Origin of the sequence: Glycocaulis sp. (genome assembly GCF_051859565.1) — a bacterium.
Classification (GTDB): Bacteria; Pseudomonadota; Alphaproteobacteria; order Caulobacterales; family Maricaulaceae; genus Glycocaulis.
The window spans coordinates 192,058-208,747 of the sequence record NZ_JBHYFK010000004.1 but is presented as its reverse complement, the minus strand read 5'-3'; the positions used below and the strand labels follow the sequence as shown (position 1 = coordinate 208,747).

Annotated in this window: 18 protein-coding genes; 15 read left to right on the top strand and 3 right to left on the bottom strand. The window is 62.7% G+C overall.

All coding sequences use genetic code 11. From position 1 onward, the window contains the following. Positions 1–3: 3 nt before the first annotated feature. The 3 genes from ACTIGC_RS07610 to ACTIGC_RS07600 are packed head-to-tail and all read right to left on the bottom strand — an operon-like array spanning position 4 to position 3,415. Positions 4–1,242: an ABC transporter permease gene (locus tag ACTIGC_RS07610; protein ID WP_439633823.1), complete on the bottom strand. Its 1,239-nt coding sequence runs from the start codon at positions 1,240–1,242 to the stop codon at positions 4–6. Further along, positions 1,239–1,928, bottom strand: coding sequence for an ABC transporter ATP-binding protein (locus ACTIGC_RS07605; protein WP_439633822.1), 690 nt, complete (start codon positions 1,926–1,928; stop codon positions 1,239–1,241). The genes ACTIGC_RS07610 and ACTIGC_RS07605 overlap by 4 nt, the downstream gene beginning before the upstream one ends. Further along, positions 1,928–3,415, bottom strand: coding sequence for an efflux RND transporter periplasmic adaptor subunit (locus ACTIGC_RS07600; RefSeq protein WP_439633821.1), 1,488 nt, complete (start codon positions 3,413–3,415; stop codon positions 1,928–1,930). Before ACTIGC_RS07600 ends, ACTIGC_RS07605 begins: the two co-directional genes overlap by 1 nt. 334 nt (positions 3,416–3,749) lie before the next feature. On the opposite strand from ACTIGC_RS07600, the gene ACTIGC_RS07595 reads away from it, so the two are divergent. From ACTIGC_RS07595 to nuoL, 15 genes are all read left to right on the top strand, one after another. After that, positions 3,750–4,115, top strand: coding sequence for an NADH-quinone oxidoreductase subunit A (locus ACTIGC_RS07595; protein WP_127567192.1), 366 nt, complete (start codon positions 3,750–3,752; stop codon positions 4,113–4,115). 6 nt (positions 4,116–4,121) lie between these two features. Then, a complete protein-coding gene (locus ACTIGC_RS07590) occupies positions 4,122–4,700 on the top strand; it encodes a NuoB/complex I 20 kDa subunit family protein (RefSeq protein WP_127567190.1) in 579 nt (192 codons plus the stop codon). Between the two features lie 31 nt (positions 4,701–4,731). After that, positions 4,732–5,346: an NADH-quinone oxidoreductase subunit C gene (locus tag ACTIGC_RS07585; protein ID WP_439633820.1), complete on the top strand. Its 615-nt coding sequence runs from the start codon at positions 4,732–4,734 to the stop codon at positions 5,344–5,346. A 3-nt stretch (positions 5,347–5,349) separates the two neighbouring features. Beyond that, entirely contained in the window at positions 5,350–6,540 is a 1,191-nt protein-coding gene (locus ACTIGC_RS07580) for an NADH-quinone oxidoreductase subunit D (RefSeq protein ID WP_439633819.1), read from the top strand. Further along, on the top strand, positions 6,540–6,911 hold the full coding sequence (locus tag ACTIGC_RS07575; RefSeq protein ID WP_429911221.1) for a nuclear transport factor 2 family protein: 372 nt from the start codon (positions 6,540–6,542) through the stop codon (positions 6,909–6,911). Before ACTIGC_RS07580 ends, ACTIGC_RS07575 begins: the two co-directional genes overlap by 1 nt. A 5-nt stretch (positions 6,912–6,916) precedes the next feature. Next, positions 6,917–7,903: an NADH-quinone oxidoreductase subunit NuoE gene (gene nuoE / locus ACTIGC_RS07570; protein ID WP_439633818.1), complete on the top strand. Its 987-nt coding sequence runs from the start codon at positions 6,917–6,919 to the stop codon at positions 7,901–7,903. Next, positions 7,903–9,204, top strand: coding sequence for an NADH-quinone oxidoreductase subunit NuoF (nuoF, locus tag ACTIGC_RS07565; protein ID WP_439633817.1), 1,302 nt, complete (start codon positions 7,903–7,905; stop codon positions 9,202–9,204). Before nuoE ends, nuoF begins: the two co-directional genes overlap by 1 nt. 11 nt (positions 9,205–9,215) lie before the next feature. Beyond that, positions 9,216–9,683: a hypothetical protein gene (locus ACTIGC_RS07560; RefSeq protein WP_439633816.1), complete on the top strand. Its 468-nt coding sequence runs from the start codon at positions 9,216–9,218 to the stop codon at positions 9,681–9,683. Between the two features lie 6 nt (positions 9,684–9,689). Further along, positions 9,690–9,986, top strand: coding sequence for a YciI-like protein (locus ACTIGC_RS07555; RefSeq protein WP_439633815.1), 297 nt, complete (start codon positions 9,690–9,692; stop codon positions 9,984–9,986). 28 nt (positions 9,987–10,014) lie between these two features. Next, entirely contained in the window at positions 10,015–12,126 is a 2,112-nt protein-coding gene (gene nuoG, locus ACTIGC_RS07550; RefSeq protein WP_439633814.1) for an NADH-quinone oxidoreductase subunit NuoG, read from the top strand. A gap of 6 nt (positions 12,127–12,132) precedes the next feature. Further along, a complete protein-coding gene (gene nuoH / locus ACTIGC_RS07545) occupies positions 12,133–13,185 on the top strand; it encodes an NADH-quinone oxidoreductase subunit NuoH (protein WP_127567170.1) in 1,053 nt (350 codons plus the stop codon). Positions 13,186–13,194: 9 nt separating this feature from the next. Then, positions 13,195–13,683 (top strand): NADH-quinone oxidoreductase subunit NuoI, encoded by a 489-nt coding sequence (nuoI, locus tag ACTIGC_RS07540; RefSeq protein WP_127567168.1) that lies wholly within the window; start codon positions 13,195–13,197, stop codon positions 13,681–13,683. 102 nt (positions 13,684–13,785) lie between these two features. Further along, positions 13,786–14,394: an NADH-quinone oxidoreductase subunit J gene (locus tag ACTIGC_RS07535; protein WP_127567166.1), complete on the top strand. Its 609-nt coding sequence runs from the start codon at positions 13,786–13,788 to the stop codon at positions 14,392–14,394. After that, entirely contained in the window at positions 14,394–14,705 is a 312-nt protein-coding gene (nuoK, locus tag ACTIGC_RS07530; RefSeq protein ID WP_188451137.1) for an NADH-quinone oxidoreductase subunit NuoK, read from the top strand. Before ACTIGC_RS07535 ends, nuoK begins: the two co-directional genes overlap by 1 nt. A gap of 9 nt (positions 14,706–14,714) precedes the next feature. Then, the gene (gene nuoL, locus ACTIGC_RS07525) at positions 14,715–16,688 is read left to right on the top strand and encodes an NADH-quinone oxidoreductase subunit L (protein ID WP_439633813.1); all 1,974 of its coding nucleotides are present in this window, start codon (positions 14,715–14,717) and stop codon (positions 16,686–16,688) included. The last annotated feature ends 2 nt before the right edge of the window (positions 16,689–16,690 follow it).

Here is a 16,690-nt window from a genome sequence, read left to right as displayed (position 1 = left end):
CCCTTATTCGTATCTCAGCGCCTCGATCGGGTTTAGCTGGCTGGCCCGGTGTGCCGGATAGAAGCCGAACAATATGCCCACCCCGGCAGCGGCGCCGATGGCGACAAAGGCGATCGTGGGCTCAATCGAGACGGGGAATTGTCCCATCGATTCCACGACAAGCGCGCCGATAGCGCCGCCTGCCATGCCGACGAGCCCGCCAGCCACGCACAGCACGACTGCCTCGATGAGGAACTGGTTGCGAATATCGGCCTGCTTGGCGCCGATGGCCAGGCGCAGGCCAATCTCGCGGGTGCGCTCGGTCACGGAAACCAGCATGATGTTCATGATGCCAATCCCGCCAACGACGAGCGAGATCACAGCGGTCGCGGCGAGTAGCAGACCCAGCTGGCTTTCGGTCTCGTTGCGGGCGCGCAGAAATTCCGCGAAGTTCACGACCGCAAAATCGTCCGTACCGCCGACGCGGATATTGCGGCGCACGCGCATCAGGTCGGTGATCTCTTCGGTGGCGGCGTCCATGTTGCGCGCGCGGTCAATGCCCAGCCAGATAGACTGGACGGGATTGCGTACCCCGGCTGCGGAAAGCCCGCCCAGGCGGCCGCGCATGGTCGTTGCCGGAACAAAAATCACGTCATCCTGGTCCTGACCCCAGCTGGACTGGCCGCGCTCGGCGAGTACGCCGACCACTTCGAGCGGGACGCCATTGATGCGTACGGCAGCGCCGGTGGCGCCGCCAGCTGGAAACAGTTCGTTGGCTACGGTGCGCCCGATCACGGCAACACGGGCGGCGCCATCAAGCTCGGGCACGGTGAAGGCGCGTCCTTCCACGACGGCCCACTCACGAACGATGAAATAGTCCGGGTGCGTGCCGGCCACTTCGGTGGACCAGTTCACGCCGTCGACCACGGCGGTCAGACCGCGTTGCTGGATGATGCCGGCTGCTGCAATCACATAAGGCACGTTCTCGCGCAGAGCCTCGACATCCTCATCGCTCAACGGCGTGCCGGACCCCGAACCGCCGCGCACCCCGCCCCGGAAGGAGGAGCCAGGGCGGACCTGCAGCGAGTTTGCGCCCAGTGCGCTGATCTGCGCATCGACGGCGGCTTTGGCGCCCTGGGAAATCGAGATCATCACAATGACCGAGCCGACGCCGATGATAACGCCAAGCATGGCCAGGAAGCTGCGCAGAGCGTTTACTCTCAGTGCGGTCAGCGCGACGGTTATCGCTGCGGTGAAGTTCATTGTGTGTCCTCCACGATTCTGCCGTCCCGGAAAACGATGCGGCGGCGCGCGCGCGCGCCCACATCAGGCTCGTGCGTCACGAGGATGAGGGTGATGCCGGATGCATTCAGCTGGTCGAAAATGTCCATCACATCGTCGGACGTCTTTGAATCGAGGGCGCCCGTAGGCTCGTCGGCAAGCAGGATGCGCGGCTCATTGGAGAGGGCGCGGGCGATGGCTACGCGCTGCTGCTGGCCGCCCGACAGCTGGGACGGGTGGTGATCCATACGGTCACCCAGCCCCACCATCTCCAGACATGCCGCCGCGCGTTGACGCCGCTCTGAGGCTGGCATGCCGCGATAGAGCAGGGGCAGGGCGACATTATCCAGCGCCGTAGTGCGCGGCAGCAGGTTGAACTGCTGGAACACGAAGCCGACGGTCTGGTTGCGGAACGCCGCCAGTTCATCGGCTGTGCGGTTCAGGAGGGACTGACCGGCAATGGTCAGCTCGCCGCTGGTAGGCGTGTCGAGTGCGCCGAGCATGTTCATGAAGGTGGATTTGCCCGAGCCGGACGCGCCCATCACGGCGACATAGCCGCCTTCGGCAATGTCGCAGTCCACCCCGCGCAGGGCATGAACGTCGCCGCCGCCCAGCTGGTAAACGCGCGATAGCTGGCGCGCCCTGATCAGCGTAGCGCTATCCGTCATCAGCGGACCTCACGCACGCGCACCACGACACGCTCACCTTCGCTGATATTTTCGCCCATGACTTGTGTGTACTGGCCATCTGACAGGCCGACCCGCACCGGGCGCGGCTCTAGCCGGCCGTCAGCACGCTGTATCCAGATCGTGCCGCGCTGAACTTCCTCGCGCGCACCCTGACGCCCGCCACTGCGCCGGGCACCATCGGCCATCATCGCGTTCAGACGCGTCATTTCCTCCGGTGTCAGGACATCGCCGAGCGCGCGCTGCAACATGGCCTGCATGTTGCCACCGCCACCACCGCCGCCCATGCCCGGAGGGCCGCTGCGGCGCATGTTTTCAAACGCCGATTGCAGGGCCTGCTCGGCCCGCGCCCGCCGGTCATCAGGCAGCTCCAGCGGATCCAGCAGGCGGGCCATCATGGCATTGCCGCCACCTCTCTGGGCAGGAGTGCTGGCTGCGGCGTCCGGCGCAACAAGGCTTTCGGCTGCGCCGCGAGGCTGGAAGCGCAGGGCTGTCGCCGGAACGGTGAGCGCGCCCGCAACATCGCCGGTGATGATGTTCACATTGGCCGTCATGCCCGGCAGCAGGCGCTGGCCGGGATTGTCGGCTTCGATGACGACCGTGTAGGTGACCACGTTCTGCTCGGCGATGGCGGCAAGCCGGACCTGACGCACTTCACCAGAGAATTCACGTTCCCGGAAAGCATCAACCTCGAAGGTGACAGGCTGGCCCACGGCGATCTGGCCGATATCGGATTCGTCCACCCGCGCCTCGATCTGGATGCGTGAAAGATCGCGCGCGATGATGAAGAGAACCGGCGCATTCAGGCTGGCGGCCACCGTCTGGCCGACATCGACCTGCCGGTCGATAACCACGCCGTCAATGGGCGATCGGATGGTGGCGCGGTCGAGATCAACCTGCGCACTTTCCAGGCTGGCCTCGCGCTGGTCGAGCGTGGCCCGGGCATTCCTGAGATTGGCTTCGGCTACCTGAACGTTGGCTGCCGCAGAATCGCGCGCGGTCTCGGCAGTATCGAACTGGACGCGTGAGAAGGTTCCGCGTTCAACCAACTCGCTCGCCCGCTCGAAGGCGCGCTGCGCTTCACGCGCCTCGGCGCGCGCACGGGTCAGATTGGCCTGACTGACCGAAACCTGTGACTGCGCCACCTCCACGCTGGCCTGCGCCTCGCGCACGCGGGTCTCGAAGGTCTGCGGATCCAGACGGGCGATGATCTGTCCGGCGGCTACCTCATCATTAAAGTCTGCCATCAGTTCGAGGATCTGGCCGGAAAGCTGGGAGCCAACCTCCACCGTGATCAGCGGCGCGATTGAGCCAGTAGAGGCAACCTGACGTGACAGGTCGCGCGGGGCGATCCGGTCCGTCTCGACCTGCAGGCTGCCTTCGCCGGGTGATGAAAACGACTGCCATGCCCAGTACGCCGCCAGCGCGGCAATGATGACGGCGATGCCGGGGAGGAGGAATTTTTTCATATCTGCTTTTGCTCGCGCCAATGGTGTGGGCTCCGCTCTAGCCGGAACAGGTTCATAAGGTCCAACGCAATGACAGCCTATTTTCCGTCGCTTAGATGAACCGGGACTGAGTTTGGGCCCACTAGATGAGAATGGCTCGCAAAAACAGGTGCTTGCAGCGGCAATATGCGCTTCAATTGGTGTTGCATATGGCTTGCGGGCGGGGGCGGTGCGCACTAGCTTCCGCCGAAATTGACAGGAGGGCTGTTCTTCTGTCAGGGGCTTGTGCAACGGCTGGGCGCGGCAGGGCTGCGTTCCGGCTATCCGGGGCTGATCAGCTACGCCAGGGCGGACAATGGACGCGGTACTTCTGGAATACCTTCCCGTTCTGATCTTCTTTGCCATCGCACTGGCAATGGGGATCGGCTTCATCGTGGCGGCTGCCGTGCTGGCGCCGTCGGATCCGGACCCGGAAAAGGTCTCGACCTACGAGTGCGGCTTCAACGCCTTCGAGGACGCGCGGATGAAGTTCGACGTCCGCTTCTACCTGGTGGCAATCCTCTTTATCATTTTCGATCTGGAAGTGGCATTCCTGTTCCCGTGGATTTTCCCGATCTTCGAGGGGAATATCTTCGCCTTCTGGTCGATGATGGTGTTTCTCGGCGTGCTGACCGTCGGGTTCCTCTATGAGTGGCGCAAGGGCGCCCTGGACTGGGAGTAGACGATCATGGCGAACCCCACTGTTCCGGCCCCCACTGTTCCGGCAATGTCTGCGGCGCGCACTGGCGTTCCGGCATACGACCCGAAAAAACACGACCCGTTCTTTGATGGCCTGTCAGACCAGCTGGCCGACAAGGGCTTTCTGGTCGCGCGCGCCGATGATCTGATCACCTGGGCCCGTACCGGCTCGCTGATGTGGATGACGTTCGGTCTGGCATGCTGCGCAGTCGAGATGATGCAGGCGGCCATGCCGCGCTATGATCTTGAGCGCTTCGGTGCGGCGCCGCGCGGTTCGCCCCGCCAGTCCGACGTGATGATCGTGGCCGGCACGCTCACCAACAAGATGGCTCCGGCCCTGCGCAAGGTCTACGACCAGATGCCGGAGCCGCGTTATGTGATCTCGATGGGCAGCTGCGCCAATGGCGGCGGCTATTACCATTATTCCTATTCGGTGGTGCGTGGCTGTGACCGGATCGTGCCGGTGGACATCTATGTGCCGGGCTGCCCGCCGACAGCCGAAGCGCTGGTTTACGGCATTCTCCAGCTACAGAAGAAGATCCGCCGCGAAGGCACGATAGAGCGCTAGTAAGAACCATCAGAGCAAGCGAGCCCCTCCCTTGAGCAAGCCCGATACCCTCTCAGAACTGGCCGCGCATCTTGCCGATGCGCTCGATGAGGATGTGCGCGAGCACGCGATTGCCCATGGTGAGCTGACGCTGACCATTCATCGTGACCGGGTGAAGAAGGTGCTTCGCTTCCTGCGTGATGACCCGGCCTGCCGGTTCACGACGCTGATTGATATTTGCGGGGTAGACTGGCCGTCGCGCTCGGACCGTTTCGACGTCGTCTATCACTTGCTGTCCATGCATCATAATACGCGTATCCGCGTGCTGCTGACCGTTGCAGAGGACGCCAGCGTTGAGAGCGTGGTGGACATCTACCCGGCCGCCAACTGGTTCGAGCGCGAGGCGTTCGACATGTATGGCGTGGTCTTTGATGGCCATCCGGATCTGCGCCGCATCCTCACCGATTACGGATTTGAGGGCTTCCCGCTACGCAAGGACTTCCCGCTGACCGGCTTTGTCGAAGTGCGCTATGACGCAGCGCAAAGGCGCGTCGTCTACGAGCCGGTGAACCTGATCCAGGAATACCGCGATTTCGATTTCCTCTCGCCGTGGGAAGGCGCCAAGCTCGTCATTCCCGGCGACGAGAAGGCGGAAGGGAAGGCTTGAGCCATGGCTGAGCAGGATATCCGCAACTTCACGATCAATTTCGGCCCCGTTCACCCGGCCGCCCACGGCGTTCTGCGCATGGTGCTGGAGCTGGATGGCGAGGTAGTCGAGCGCGTTGATCCGCATATTGGCTTGTTGCACCGCGGCACCGAGAAGCTGCTGGAGCACAAGACCTATCTGCAGGGCATCGGCTATTTCGACCGTCTCGACTATGTCGCGCCGATGAACCAGGAGCATGCCTTCTGCCTGGCGGTGGAGCGGCTTGCCGGCATCCCTGTCCCGAAGCGCGGCCAGTATGTACGTGTGCTCTATTGCGAGATCGGCCGCATCCTCAATCATTTGCTGAACGTCACCACGCAGGCGATGGACGTTGGCGCGCTGACCCCGCCGCTCTGGGGCTTTGAAGAGCGCGAAAAGCTGATGATCTTCTACGAGCGCGCTTCGGGTGCGCGCCTGCACGCGCACTATTTCCGCCCCGGCGGCGTCCATCAGGACCTGCCGCAGGAACTGGTCGATGACATCGCCAAATGGTGCGAGGCTTTCCCCAAGGCGCTCAACGACATTGACGCGCTTCTGACCGATAACCGCATCTTCAAGCAGCGCAATGCCGATATCGGTGTTGTGTCGAAGGAAGATGCGCTCGCCTGGGGTTTCTCCGGCGTGATGGTACGCGGTTCGGGCATGGCCTGGGATTTGCGCCGTGCGCAGCCCTACGAGGTCTATGACGAGCTCGACTTCAAGATCGCGATCGGCAAGAACGGCGATTGCTATGACCGCTATCTCGTCCGCATGGAGGAGATGCGCGAGTCCTGCAAGATCATGCAGCAATGCTGCGAATGGCTGTCCAAACCTGAAAATCAGGGCGAAGTGCTGCCAACCGACACCAAGTTTGCGCCGCCGCGCCGGGCCGAGATGAAGCGCTCGATGGAAGCGCTGATCCACCACTTCAAGCTCTACACCGAAGGCGTCCACGTGCCTGAGGGTCATTGCTACGCCGCCGTGGAAGCGCCCAAGGGCGAGTTTGGCGTGTATCTGGTCGCTGACGGCTCCAACAAGCCGTACCGGGTGAAAATCCGCGCGCCGGGCTTTGCGCACCTTGCGGCCATGGATCATCTGAACCGGGGCCACATGCTCGCTGACGTATCGGCGATTCTGGGCTCTCTCGACATCGTGTTCGGAGAGGTGGACCGCTAATGCTCGCCGCGCACGCCATAGCAGACGCTGCCAGTCCTGAGCGCCTCGCTGAGGCCCAGCTGGCCGCGTATAATGCGCGCGATCTGGACGCGTTCGCGGCCTGCTTTGCAGACGATGTGGAAGTCTATGATTTCCCCGGCGTGCTGAGCCTGAAAGGCCGCGATGCCTTCCGCGCGCGCTATGTCGAGCGGTTCAAGAGCGAAGGCCTTCACGCCATCGCTGTCCACCGCGCGGTGATCGGCTCTCGCGTGATCGACCATGAGCGCGTCTGGCTGGAAGGCGAGGGCAAGTCCGCGCCCATCGATCTTGTTGTGATTTACACCGTGCGCGATGGGTTTATCGCGCGCGTCGACTTTATAAGGGAAGGGTAGCCGGGATGAGCGTGCGCCGTCTTGCAGCCGCCGAAGTGCAACCGGAAAGCTTCACGTTTTCAAAGGAAAGCGAGAAGAAAATTGCGTTCTGGATGAACAAATATCCGGAAGACCGGAAGGCCTCTGCCGTCATTCCGCTTCTCTGGCTTGCCCAGAAGCAGGAGGGCTGGGTATCCGAGCCTGCCCTGCGCGAGATCGCGGCGCGCTGCGAGATGCCCTATATCCGCGTCTACGAGGTCGCGACCTTCTACACCATGTTCAACCTGGAGCCTGTGGGCGAGCACCTGATCCAGGTATGCGGCACGACGCCGTGCTGGCTGCGCGGGGCGGACGACCTGAAAGCCGTGTGCGAGAAGCGCATCGGCAAGAAGGGCCGCGGCAATGTCAGCGCCGATGGCAAATTCTCCTGGGAAGAGGTGGAGTGCCTTGGGGCCTGCTCCAACGCGCCCATGGTCCAGATCGCCAACAAGGATGGCGACTATTATTACGAAGACCTGACAGGCGCCGCGCTGGAACAGATTCTCGATGATCTGACTGCAGGCAAGCCTGTCGAGATGGGGCCGGTGACGGGGCGCAAGTGTTCCGAGCCGACCGAGGCGGACGTCGCCGTTCTGGCAGACGCATCCCTCTATGATGGCAGCCGGGCAAAGCCGATGCCTTACATGCCCAATACGCCGGAAGCCAAAGCGGCGGCGGAAAAGGGTGAAGACCCTGATCCTGTCAAGAAGGGCCGCCCGGCCCAAAAGGCGCCCGACGCTGACGAAGCGGGCGGTGCGGTGAAGAGCGCCCCGCGCAAGACGGCAAAGGCTGCTGATGCCGCCAAGACTGGAACCTCCGGTCCGAAGAAGGTGACGGCGAAAGCCGTCGAGAAAAAGACCGGCGCGAAAAAGGCGCCTGCCGCCAAGACCGCCGCGAAAAAGCCTGCGGCCAAGAAGACGCCAGCAAAGAAGCCGGCTGCGAAGAAACCCGCTCCGAAGAAGGATGCTGAATAATGCTTCTTCACGATAAAGACCGGATTTTCACCAATCTCTATGGCCGCCATGACTGGCGCCTTGAGGGTGCAAAGAAGCGCGGATGCTGGAACGGCACGGCCGAAATCCTGCAGCAAGGGCGTGACTGGATCATCGACGAGATGAAGGGTTCGGGCCTGCGCGGACGCGGCGGGGCGGGCTTCCCGACGGGTCTCAAATGGTCGTTCATGCCCAAGGAAGTGGGCGCGCGCCCGCACTATCTGGTGGTCAATGCGGACGAGTCAGAGCCGGGCACCTGCAAGGACCGGGAGATCATGCGCAATGATCCCCACCATCTGATTGAAGGCTGCCTTATCGCCAGCTTCGCGATGCAGGCCCATGCCTGTTACATCTATCTGCGCGGCGAGTACGTGCATGAGCGCGAGCGCATGGAAGCCGCTGTCGCCGAAGCCTATGAGGCCAAACTCATCGGCAAGGACAATGTGAACGGCTGGGACTTTGACGTCTACATCCATCACGGCGCAGGCGCGTATATCTGCGGTGAGGAAACGGCGCTTCTAGAAAGCCTTGAGGGCAAGAAGGGCCAGCCGCGCATGAAGCCGCCATTCCCGGCAGGCGCGGGCCTCTATGGCTGCCCGACCACCGTGAACAATGTGGAATCCATCGCCGTTGCGCCGACAATCCTGCGCCGGGGCAAGGAGTGGTTCCTCCAGTTTGGCCGTCCGAACAATTCCGGCACCAAAATCTTCTCCATTTCCGGCCATGTAAACGCGCCGTGCAATGTGGAAGAGGCGATGTCGATCCCGCTGAAGAAGCTGATCGAGACCTATGCCGGCGGCGTGCGCGGCGGCTGGGATAATCTCAAGGCCGTGATCCCGGGCGGCTCGTCCGTGCCGCTGATCCCCAAAGAGATCTGCGACGACGTGCTGATGGATTTCGATGCGCTGCGCGATGTGAAATCCGGTCTGGGCACCGCCGCCGTCATCGTCATGGACAACTCCACCGACGTGGTAAAGGCGATTGCCCGCATCAGCTATTTCTACAAGCACGAAAGCTGTGGCCAGTGTACGCCGTGCCGTGAGGGTACGGGCTGGATGTGGCGCGTGCTGGAGCGCATGGCGCGCGGTGAAGCCGAGATCGGCGAGATCGACGGTCTGCTCGACGTGGCGGGCCAGGTGGAAGGCCACACGATCTGTGCGCTCGGCGATGCGGCGGCCTGGCCGGTGCAGGGTCTGATCCGCCATTTCCGCCACGAGATCGAGGACCGGATCAATAATTACCGCGCCGGCAAGCCGGTGTTTGTGCCGGTGGCAGCGGAGTAGGTTGGAGTATCGTGAGAAAGATCGCCCCATATCTGGTTGCAGCGCTTGTCGCCACGATCGTCGTTACGATCGTGCGTCACGGCGCGACCCAGATACAGGGGCAGACGGTAATTTCGATCTACAACATGACTCCCATGTGGCTGGTTGTGGTCTACGCGACTCTCTGGAGAGGGGTGGTGCTATTGGTTTTCGTTGCGCCGCTCTGGGTGCTGATGAGAGGCCCCTGGGATACGGTTCTTCGCGGCTTAGTGCATCGTAGACCTATCCTCGCCGGGGCGGTTTTGGTTGGACTGCTCGGTGCAGTTTGGGTGGGCCTACTATCGACGGGGCGAAGGGATCTGCACCTCTGGACCTATATGTCGCCCTTCATGGTCACAGCGGTATTCGCAAGCTGGGTGCTGGGCGGAGCTGCGTGGGGCGCGATCTTCAAGCTGGCGGGGCGGACGCAACCGTCCAAACCGGCCGCGGTGGCGGAGTAGGGCGCGATGAAACACTTCATCCTCTTCTACGAGACCGCGCTGGACTACATGGAGCGCCGGGGTGAGTTCCGCTCGGTGCACCTCAATCTCGCGCGCGAGTTTGAAGCGCGCGGCGAGCTGGTATTGGCCGGCGCGCTGGCCGACCCCGCCGATGGCGCGGTGCTGGTGTTCAAGGGTGAAGACAAAAGCGTGGCCGAGCGGTTTGCGAACGAAGACCCGTACGTGAAGAACGGGCTGATCGCGAGCTGGCGGGTGCGTGAATGGACGACTGTGGTGGGCGAAGGCGCCCTGACGAAAGTTTGATGCCCGAAGGGGCCGTGGAGCAGGTTTGATGAGCGAGAATACGCGCACCATCATCATTGACGGCGACGAGGTCACCGTTCCGCAGGACTATAACCTGCTGCAGGCTGCCGAGGCGGCGGGGCGCGAGATTCCGCGCTTCTGCTACCATGAGCGCCTGTCGGTGGCCGGTAATTGCCGGATGTGCCTTGTAGAGCTGGTCGGTGCGCCCAAGCCCGTGGCGTCCTGCGCCTTCCTGGTGCGCGACATGCGCGGCGGCCCCAATGGCGAGCCGCCTGCCATGCGTACGCTCTCCCCGCTGGTGAAGAAGGCCCGCGAAGGGGTGATGGAGTTCCTGCTCATCAACCACCCGCTGGACTGCCCGATCTGTGACCAGGGCGGGGAGTGCGATCTGCAGGACCAGTCGCTCATGTATGGCCGCGCAGGCTCGCGCTATGGCGAGAACAAGCGCGCGGTTGAAGACAAGTATATGGGCCCGCTCATCAAGACGGTGATGACGCGCTGCATCCAGTGTACGCGCTGCGTGCGCTTTGCCACCGAGATTGCCGGTGTGCCGGAAATCGGCGCCATCGGGCGCGGCGAGGACATGGAGATCACGACCTATCTGGAACAGTCCATGACCTCGGAGCTGTCCGGCAATGTCATCGATCTATGCCCGGTCGGCGCGCTCACCTCGCGTCCCTACGCCTTCAATGCGCGTCCCTGGGAGCTGACCAAGACCGAGACCATCGACGTCAACGACGCTATTGGCTCCAACATCCGTGTGGATAGCCGCTCCGGCGCGGTGCTTCGTATCATGCCGCGCATCCATGAGGGCGTGAACGAGGAATGGATTTCCGACAAGACCCGCTTCGTATGGGACGGCCTCGCCCGCCAGCGCCTCGACAAGCCCTATGTGCGCAAGAACGGCAAACTCACCGCCATTGGCTGGGATGAGGCGCTGACCGTCGCGGCGGAAAAACTCTCTGGCGATGCATCGAAGATCGGCGTGATCGCAGGTGATCTCAATGATGCCGAAGGCCTCAAAGCCGCAAAAGACCTCTTTGATGCGCTGGGCGTGACCTCGCTCGATTGCCGTCAGGATGGCTCGAAACTCGGCGGCGGCGTGCGCGAAGGTTATCTCTTCAACGCGACGATTGCCGGTATCGACAAGGCCGACGCCATCCTCTTTATCGGTGCCAATCCGCGCGTCGATGCGCCGGTGCTCAATGCCCGCATCCGCCAGCGCTGGCTCAATGGCCAGCTCGATGTGGCGATGATCGGCGAGGCGGTGGACCTGACCTATCCGTATGAGCATCTGGGCAGCGGACCGGACGCGATTGGCGCGCTTGCCAAGAAGCGTTCCGGCTTCATCAAGACGCTCAAAGACGCGAAGAACCCGATCATCATCCTCGGCAATGCCGCCACCGCCCGCGCCGATGGGGCGCAGGTGCTGCGCGCCGCAGGCGAGCTGGCCAAGGCCGCCGGTGTGGTGCGAGAGGGCTGGAATGGCTTTAGCGTCCTGCACACGGCCGCCAGCCGTGTTGCCGGTCTCGATATGGGCTTCCTGCCCGGCGAGGGCGGACGCGACACGGATGCGATCCTCGCCGCTGCGGGCAAGGGCCAGCTGGATACGGTCGTGCTGCTCGGCGCTGACGAGATCGACACGGGCAAGCTCGGCAAGGCCTTCGTGATCTATGTCGGTCATCACGGTGATGCCGGTGCCATGCGCGCCGATCTGATATTGCCGTCAGCCGCTTATACCGAAAAGCCGGGGCTGTACGTGAACACCGAGGGCCGCGCTCAGCTGGCCGAGCGGGCCGTGTTCCCCAAAGGCGAAGCCAAAGAGGACTGGGCGATCTTCCGCGCGCTGTCAGCGCGTCTGAACAAGACGCTGCCCTATGACAGCCTGAATGCGCTGCGGGCAAAGTTGATCGAGGAGATCGAGAGCTTCGGCCAAATCGATCATGCGCCGGGCGCTGAAGGCGCGGGCAGCTTTGATCCGTCCACGCTGGGCGAGGCGGGCGAGGTTTCCGCTGAGCCCTTCGTCAGCCCGGTGAAGGATTTCTACCTGACGAACCCCATCGCGCGGGCGTCGAAAACCATGGCGGAGTGCTCGGCTGCGGCGAAGGCCGCGCGCGCCACGCTGCAGGCAGCGGAGTAGGGGCTGATGAACGATTTCGTCACCGAATTCGGTCCGGTCTGGGGCACGGCGCTGGCGGTTGGCCAGATCCTGGCCTTCATGGTCGTGCTGCTGCTGTCGCTGGCCTTTCTGCTGCTGATGGACCGCAAGGTCTGGGCGGCGGTGCAGATGCGCAAAGGCCCCAACGTGGTCGGCGCGTTCGGCCTGCTGCAGTCCTTCGCTGACTTCTTGAAGTTCGTGCTGAAGGAAATCGTCATTCCGGCAGGCGCGGACCGTCCGCTCTTCATTCTGGCACCGCTGATCACCTTCACGCTCGCCTTCATCGCCTGGGCGGTGATCCCGGTCGCGCCGGGCTGGGTGATCTCCGACATCAATGTCGGCATTCTCTTCCTGTTCGCGATCTCCTCGCTGGGCGTTTACGGCATCATCATTGGCGGCTGGGCGTCGAACTCGAAATATCCCTTCCTGGGCGCGCTGCGCTCTGCCGCGCAGATGGTCTCCTACGAGGTTTCCATCGGTTTCGTGATCGTCACCATCCTCCTGATGGCCGGCACGATGAACCTATCCGAGATCGTGATGGCGCAGGCCGGCGGCTTCTGGAACTGGCATGTATTGTCGTTTGACCTCTTACCCTGGCCGGTCTTTGTCATCACCATTCCGATGTTCGTGATCTTCTTCATCTCGGCGCTGGCAGAGACCAACCGGCCGCCATTTGACCTGCCGGAAGCGGAATCCGAACTGGTGGCGGGCTATCAGGTGGAATACTCCTCCACGCCGTACCTGCTCTTCATGATCGGCGAATATCTCAACATCGTGCTGATGTGCTCGCTGATGACGGTGCTGTTCCTCGGTGGCTGGCATGCGCCCTTTGATGTCGCGCCCTTCACCTGGATACCGCCGGTCTTCTGGTTCGCGCTGAAAGTGCTGTTCCTGTTCTTCATGTTCGCCATGGTGAAGGCGCTCGTACCCCGCTACCGCTATGACCAGCTGATGCGTCTGGGCTGGAAAATATTCCTGCCGACCTCGCTCGTCGCGGTCGCGGTGATGGGCGCTGTCGTTGTCTACTCGAATGCAAGCTAGGACAATCCAATGAGCCGTATCGCCCAAACCCTGCGCGGAGCCGCCCTGATGGATTTCTGGGGCGCGTTCGGCCTTGGCATGCGCCAGCTTTTCACGCCGAAGCCGACCGTGAACTATCCGTTCGAGAAGGGCCGCCTCAGTCCGCGCTTCCGCGGCCAGCACGCGCTTCGCCGCTACGCCAATGGCGAGGAGCGCTGCATCGCGTGCAAGCTGTGCGAAGCGGTGTGCCCGGCGCAGGCCATCACCATCGAGGCCGAACCGCGCGAGGACGGCTCACGCCGCACCACGCGCTACGATATCGACATGGTCAAATGCATCTATTGCGGCTTCTGCCAGGAAGCCTGCCCGGTCGATGCCATCGTGGAAGGCCCGAACTTCGAGTACGCGACCGAAACGCGCGAAGAACTCTACTACGACAAGGACAAGCTTCTCGAGAACGGGGACCGCTGGGAACGTGAGATTGCCCGGAACCTCGAACTCGACGCCCGCTACCGGTAACGCTAGAAGGGCGCCCGACTCATATTAGCCCGGTCCGGAAAGCCTTTCCGGTGCCGTTAACGACCAGACAGCCCACAGCCCGTTCGGGCCCAAGGGGGGACCATGCTGCAGGCAGCGGCGTTTTACATTCTGGCAGGGACGGCGGTTATCTCCGCCTTCATGGTAGTGGCCGCACGTAATCCCGTGCGCGCCGTACTGTTCCTGATCCTGACCTTCTTCTCGGCGGCGGGCCTCTTCGTGATGCTGGGGGCCGAGTTCCTCGCCATGCTGCTGGTCATTGTCTATGTCGGCGCGGTGGCGGTGCTCTTCCTCTTCGTCGTGATGATGCTGGATGTGGACTTTGCCGCGCTCAAAGAGGGCTTTCTCAGCTATCTGCCACTCGGCGGCGCGGTTGCGCTCGCGCTGGTGGGCATTCTGTCCCTGACGGGCATCACCTGGGTGGTGTCGGATACGGCGGGCGCTGCGCTGCAGACGCCCGTACCGCCGGAGATGACCAATGCCGAGGCGCTCGGCTCCATCCTCTATGACCGTTACGTCTTCTTCTTCCAGCTGGCGGGCCTTGTCCTGCTGGTGGCGATGATTGGTGCCATCGTGCTCACCTTGCGTCACCGCGAGGGCGTGCGCCGCCAGAACATCGCGCGCCAGGTGCAGCGCCGCCGCGAGGAAGGCGTAGAGCTGGTCGAGGTCAAATCGGGCGAGGGGATCGGCTAATGTTCGAGATCGGTCTGGGACACTATCTGACGCTGGCCGCGATCCTGTTCACGATTGGCGTGTTCGGCATTTTCGTGAACCGCAAGAACGTCATCATCCTTTTGATGTCGATCGAGCTGATCCTGCTGGCGGTGAACGTGAACATGGTCGCGTTCTCCTCCCATCTGGGCGACATGACCGGGCAGGTCTTCGCGATGCTGATCCTCACGGTCGCAGCGGCTGAGGCGGCTGTCGGCCTCGCCATCCTCGTCGTCTTCTTCCGCAACCGCGGCGATATCGCGGTTGAGGGCGTCAACCTGATGAAGGGCTAGAGCGGCATCATGGCTTTTATCGTCGTTTTCGGACCCCTTCTGGCAGCCATCATTGCCGGCCTGTTCCACAAGCAGATCGGCACGCGCGCCAGCCAGTTCATCACCACCGGGGCCACGATCGCCGCGGCACTGGCATCGGCCTGGCTGTTTGTGGACGTGGCAATCCTTGGCAATGCGCGCACTTACGAGCTCGCGCAGTGGATGGCCGTTGGCAATTTCGACATTAGCTGGGACATCCGGCTGGATTCGCTCTCTGCGGTAATGCTGGTCGTCGTGACCAGCGTGTCCGCGCTCGTGCACGTGTACTCGTGGGGCTATATGGCCGACGACCCGCACCGCGCGCGATTCTTTGCCTATCTGTCGCTCTTCACCTTCGCCATGCTGTCGCTGGTGACCGCTGACAACTTCCTGCAGATGTTCTTCGGCTGGGAAGGCGTGGGCCTCGCCTCCTATCTGCTGATCGGCTTCTGGTACAAGAAGAAGTCGGCCAATGACGCGGCCATCAAGGCGTTCGTCACCAACCGCGTCGGCGATTTCGGTCTGGCGCTCGGGGTGATGGCGGTGTTTGCCGTGTTCGGTACGCTGGATTTCGACGCCGTGTTCGGTCAGGTCGATGACGGCACTGTCCAGACGCTCACCCTGTTCGGCCTCGAATTCATGGCGCTGGAGCTGATTGCCTTCCTGCTCTTCATCGGGGCGATGGGCAAATCGGCGCAGTTCTTCCTGCATGTCTGGCTTCCCGACGCCATGGAAGGCCCGACGCCGGTCTCCGCCCTGATCCACGCCGCGACCATGGTGACAGCGGGCGTGTTCCTGGTCTGCCGCTGCTACCCGATCTACGAGCTGGCGCCGAACACTTCGGCCATCATCACCTTCATCGGTGCGACGACGGCGCTGTTTGCCGCCACGGTCGGCCTTGTGCAGAACGACATCAAGCGCGTGATCGCGTACTCGACCTGCTCGCAGCTCGGCTACATGTTCTTCGCGGCGGGGCTTGGCCTCTACTCGGCGGCCATGTTCCACCTGTTTACGCACGCCTTCTTCAAGGCGCTGCTGTTCCTGGGTGCCGGTTCGGTCATTCACGGCCTCCATCACGAGCAGGACATGCGCAATATGGGCGGCATCTACAAGCTGCTGCCCGTCACCTGGATCATGATGATTATCGGCACGCTGGCGCTGACGGGCGTGGGCATTCCGCTTCTGAACCTTGGCTTTGCCGGCTTCTACTCGAAAGACATGATCATCGAGGAAGCCTTCATGGCGGGCGCGGATGGCGTGACCTTCGGCTATTTCGCCTTCATGGTGGCGATCATCGCGGCGGGCCTGACCTCCTTCTACTCCTGGCGTCTCATATTCATGACCTTCCACGGCAAGTTCCGCGGCGACAAGCACACGCTTGACCACGCCCATGAAAGCCCGTGGATCATGGTGATCCCGCTTCTGCTGCTGGCCGTTGGTGCGATATTCGCCGGCTTCCTGTTCCGCAGCGATTTTGTTGGCCGCGGGGCGCTGGAATTCTGGGGTGGCAGCCTGCCTGCCGGTCCGTACGCGATAGGCAATTACGGAGAAGGGGCCACGGGCCATCATCCGCCGGACTGGGTGCTGTTCAGCCCGATTGCGGTGACGGTACTCGGCTTTGTGCTGGCCTACTGGTTCTATGTTGTGAAGGAAGGCCTGCCCGCGAAGATCGCTGCGCGTGGCGGCCCGCTCCACAGCTTCCTCTACAACAAGTGGTATTTCGACGAGATCTACGACTTCATCTTCGTGCGCGGCGCGCGCGGGCTTGGTGATCTGTTCTGGAAGGTGGGCGACCGGCGCATCATTGACGGGCTCGGCCCGGATGGCGTGGCCGGCACCGTCATGCAGGCAGGCCGCCGCATCGTGCGCCTGCAGTCGGGCTATCTCTATCACTACGCATTCGTGATGCTGATCGGCGTTCTGGGCCTTGCCGTCTGGCTGGTCGCGCGGGCCGGGGGACAATAGGC

Excerpts from the sequence above, each read along its gene's own strand:
- ACTIGC_RS07610 (WP_439633823.1), bottom strand. The coding sequence starts at position 1,242 with ATGAACTTCACCGCAGCGATAACCGTCGCGCTGACCGCACTGAGAGTA.
- ACTIGC_RS07605 (WP_439633822.1), bottom strand. The coding sequence starts at position 1,928 with ATGACGGATAGCGCTACGCTGATCAGGGCGCGCCAGCTATCGCGCGTT.
- ACTIGC_RS07600 (WP_439633821.1), bottom strand. The coding sequence starts at position 3,415 with ATGAAAAAATTCCTCCTCCCCGGCATCGCCGTCATCATTGCCGCGCTG.
- ACTIGC_RS07595 (WP_127567192.1), top strand. The coding sequence starts at position 3,750 with ATGGACGCGGTACTTCTGGAATACCTTCCCGTTCTGATCTTCTTTGCC.
- ACTIGC_RS07590 (WP_127567190.1), top strand. The coding sequence starts at position 4,122 with ATGGCGAACCCCACTGTTCCGGCCCCCACTGTTCCGGCAATGTCTGCG.
- ACTIGC_RS07580 (WP_439633819.1), top strand. The coding sequence starts at position 5,350 with ATGGCTGAGCAGGATATCCGCAACTTCACGATCAATTTCGGCCCCGTT.
- ACTIGC_RS07575 (WP_429911221.1), top strand. The coding sequence starts at position 6,540 with ATGCTCGCCGCGCACGCCATAGCAGACGCTGCCAGTCCTGAGCGCCTC.
- nuoE (WP_439633818.1), top strand. The coding sequence starts at position 6,917 with ATGAGCGTGCGCCGTCTTGCAGCCGCCGAAGTGCAACCGGAAAGCTTC.
- nuoF (WP_439633817.1), top strand. The coding sequence starts at position 7,903 with ATGCTTCTTCACGATAAAGACCGGATTTTCACCAATCTCTATGGCCGC.
- ACTIGC_RS07555 (WP_439633815.1), top strand. The coding sequence starts at position 9,690 with ATGAAACACTTCATCCTCTTCTACGAGACCGCGCTGGACTACATGGAG.
- nuoG (WP_439633814.1), top strand. The coding sequence starts at position 10,015 with ATGAGCGAGAATACGCGCACCATCATCATTGACGGCGACGAGGTCACC.
- nuoH (WP_127567170.1), top strand. The coding sequence starts at position 12,133 with ATGAACGATTTCGTCACCGAATTCGGTCCGGTCTGGGGCACGGCGCTG.
- nuoI (WP_127567168.1), top strand. The coding sequence starts at position 13,195 with ATGAGCCGTATCGCCCAAACCCTGCGCGGAGCCGCCCTGATGGATTTC.
- ACTIGC_RS07535 (WP_127567166.1), top strand. The coding sequence starts at position 13,786 with ATGCTGCAGGCAGCGGCGTTTTACATTCTGGCAGGGACGGCGGTTATC.
- nuoK (WP_188451137.1), top strand. The coding sequence starts at position 14,394 with ATGTTCGAGATCGGTCTGGGACACTATCTGACGCTGGCCGCGATCCTG.
- nuoL (WP_439633813.1), top strand. The coding sequence starts at position 14,715 with ATGGCTTTTATCGTCGTTTTCGGACCCCTTCTGGCAGCCATCATTGCC.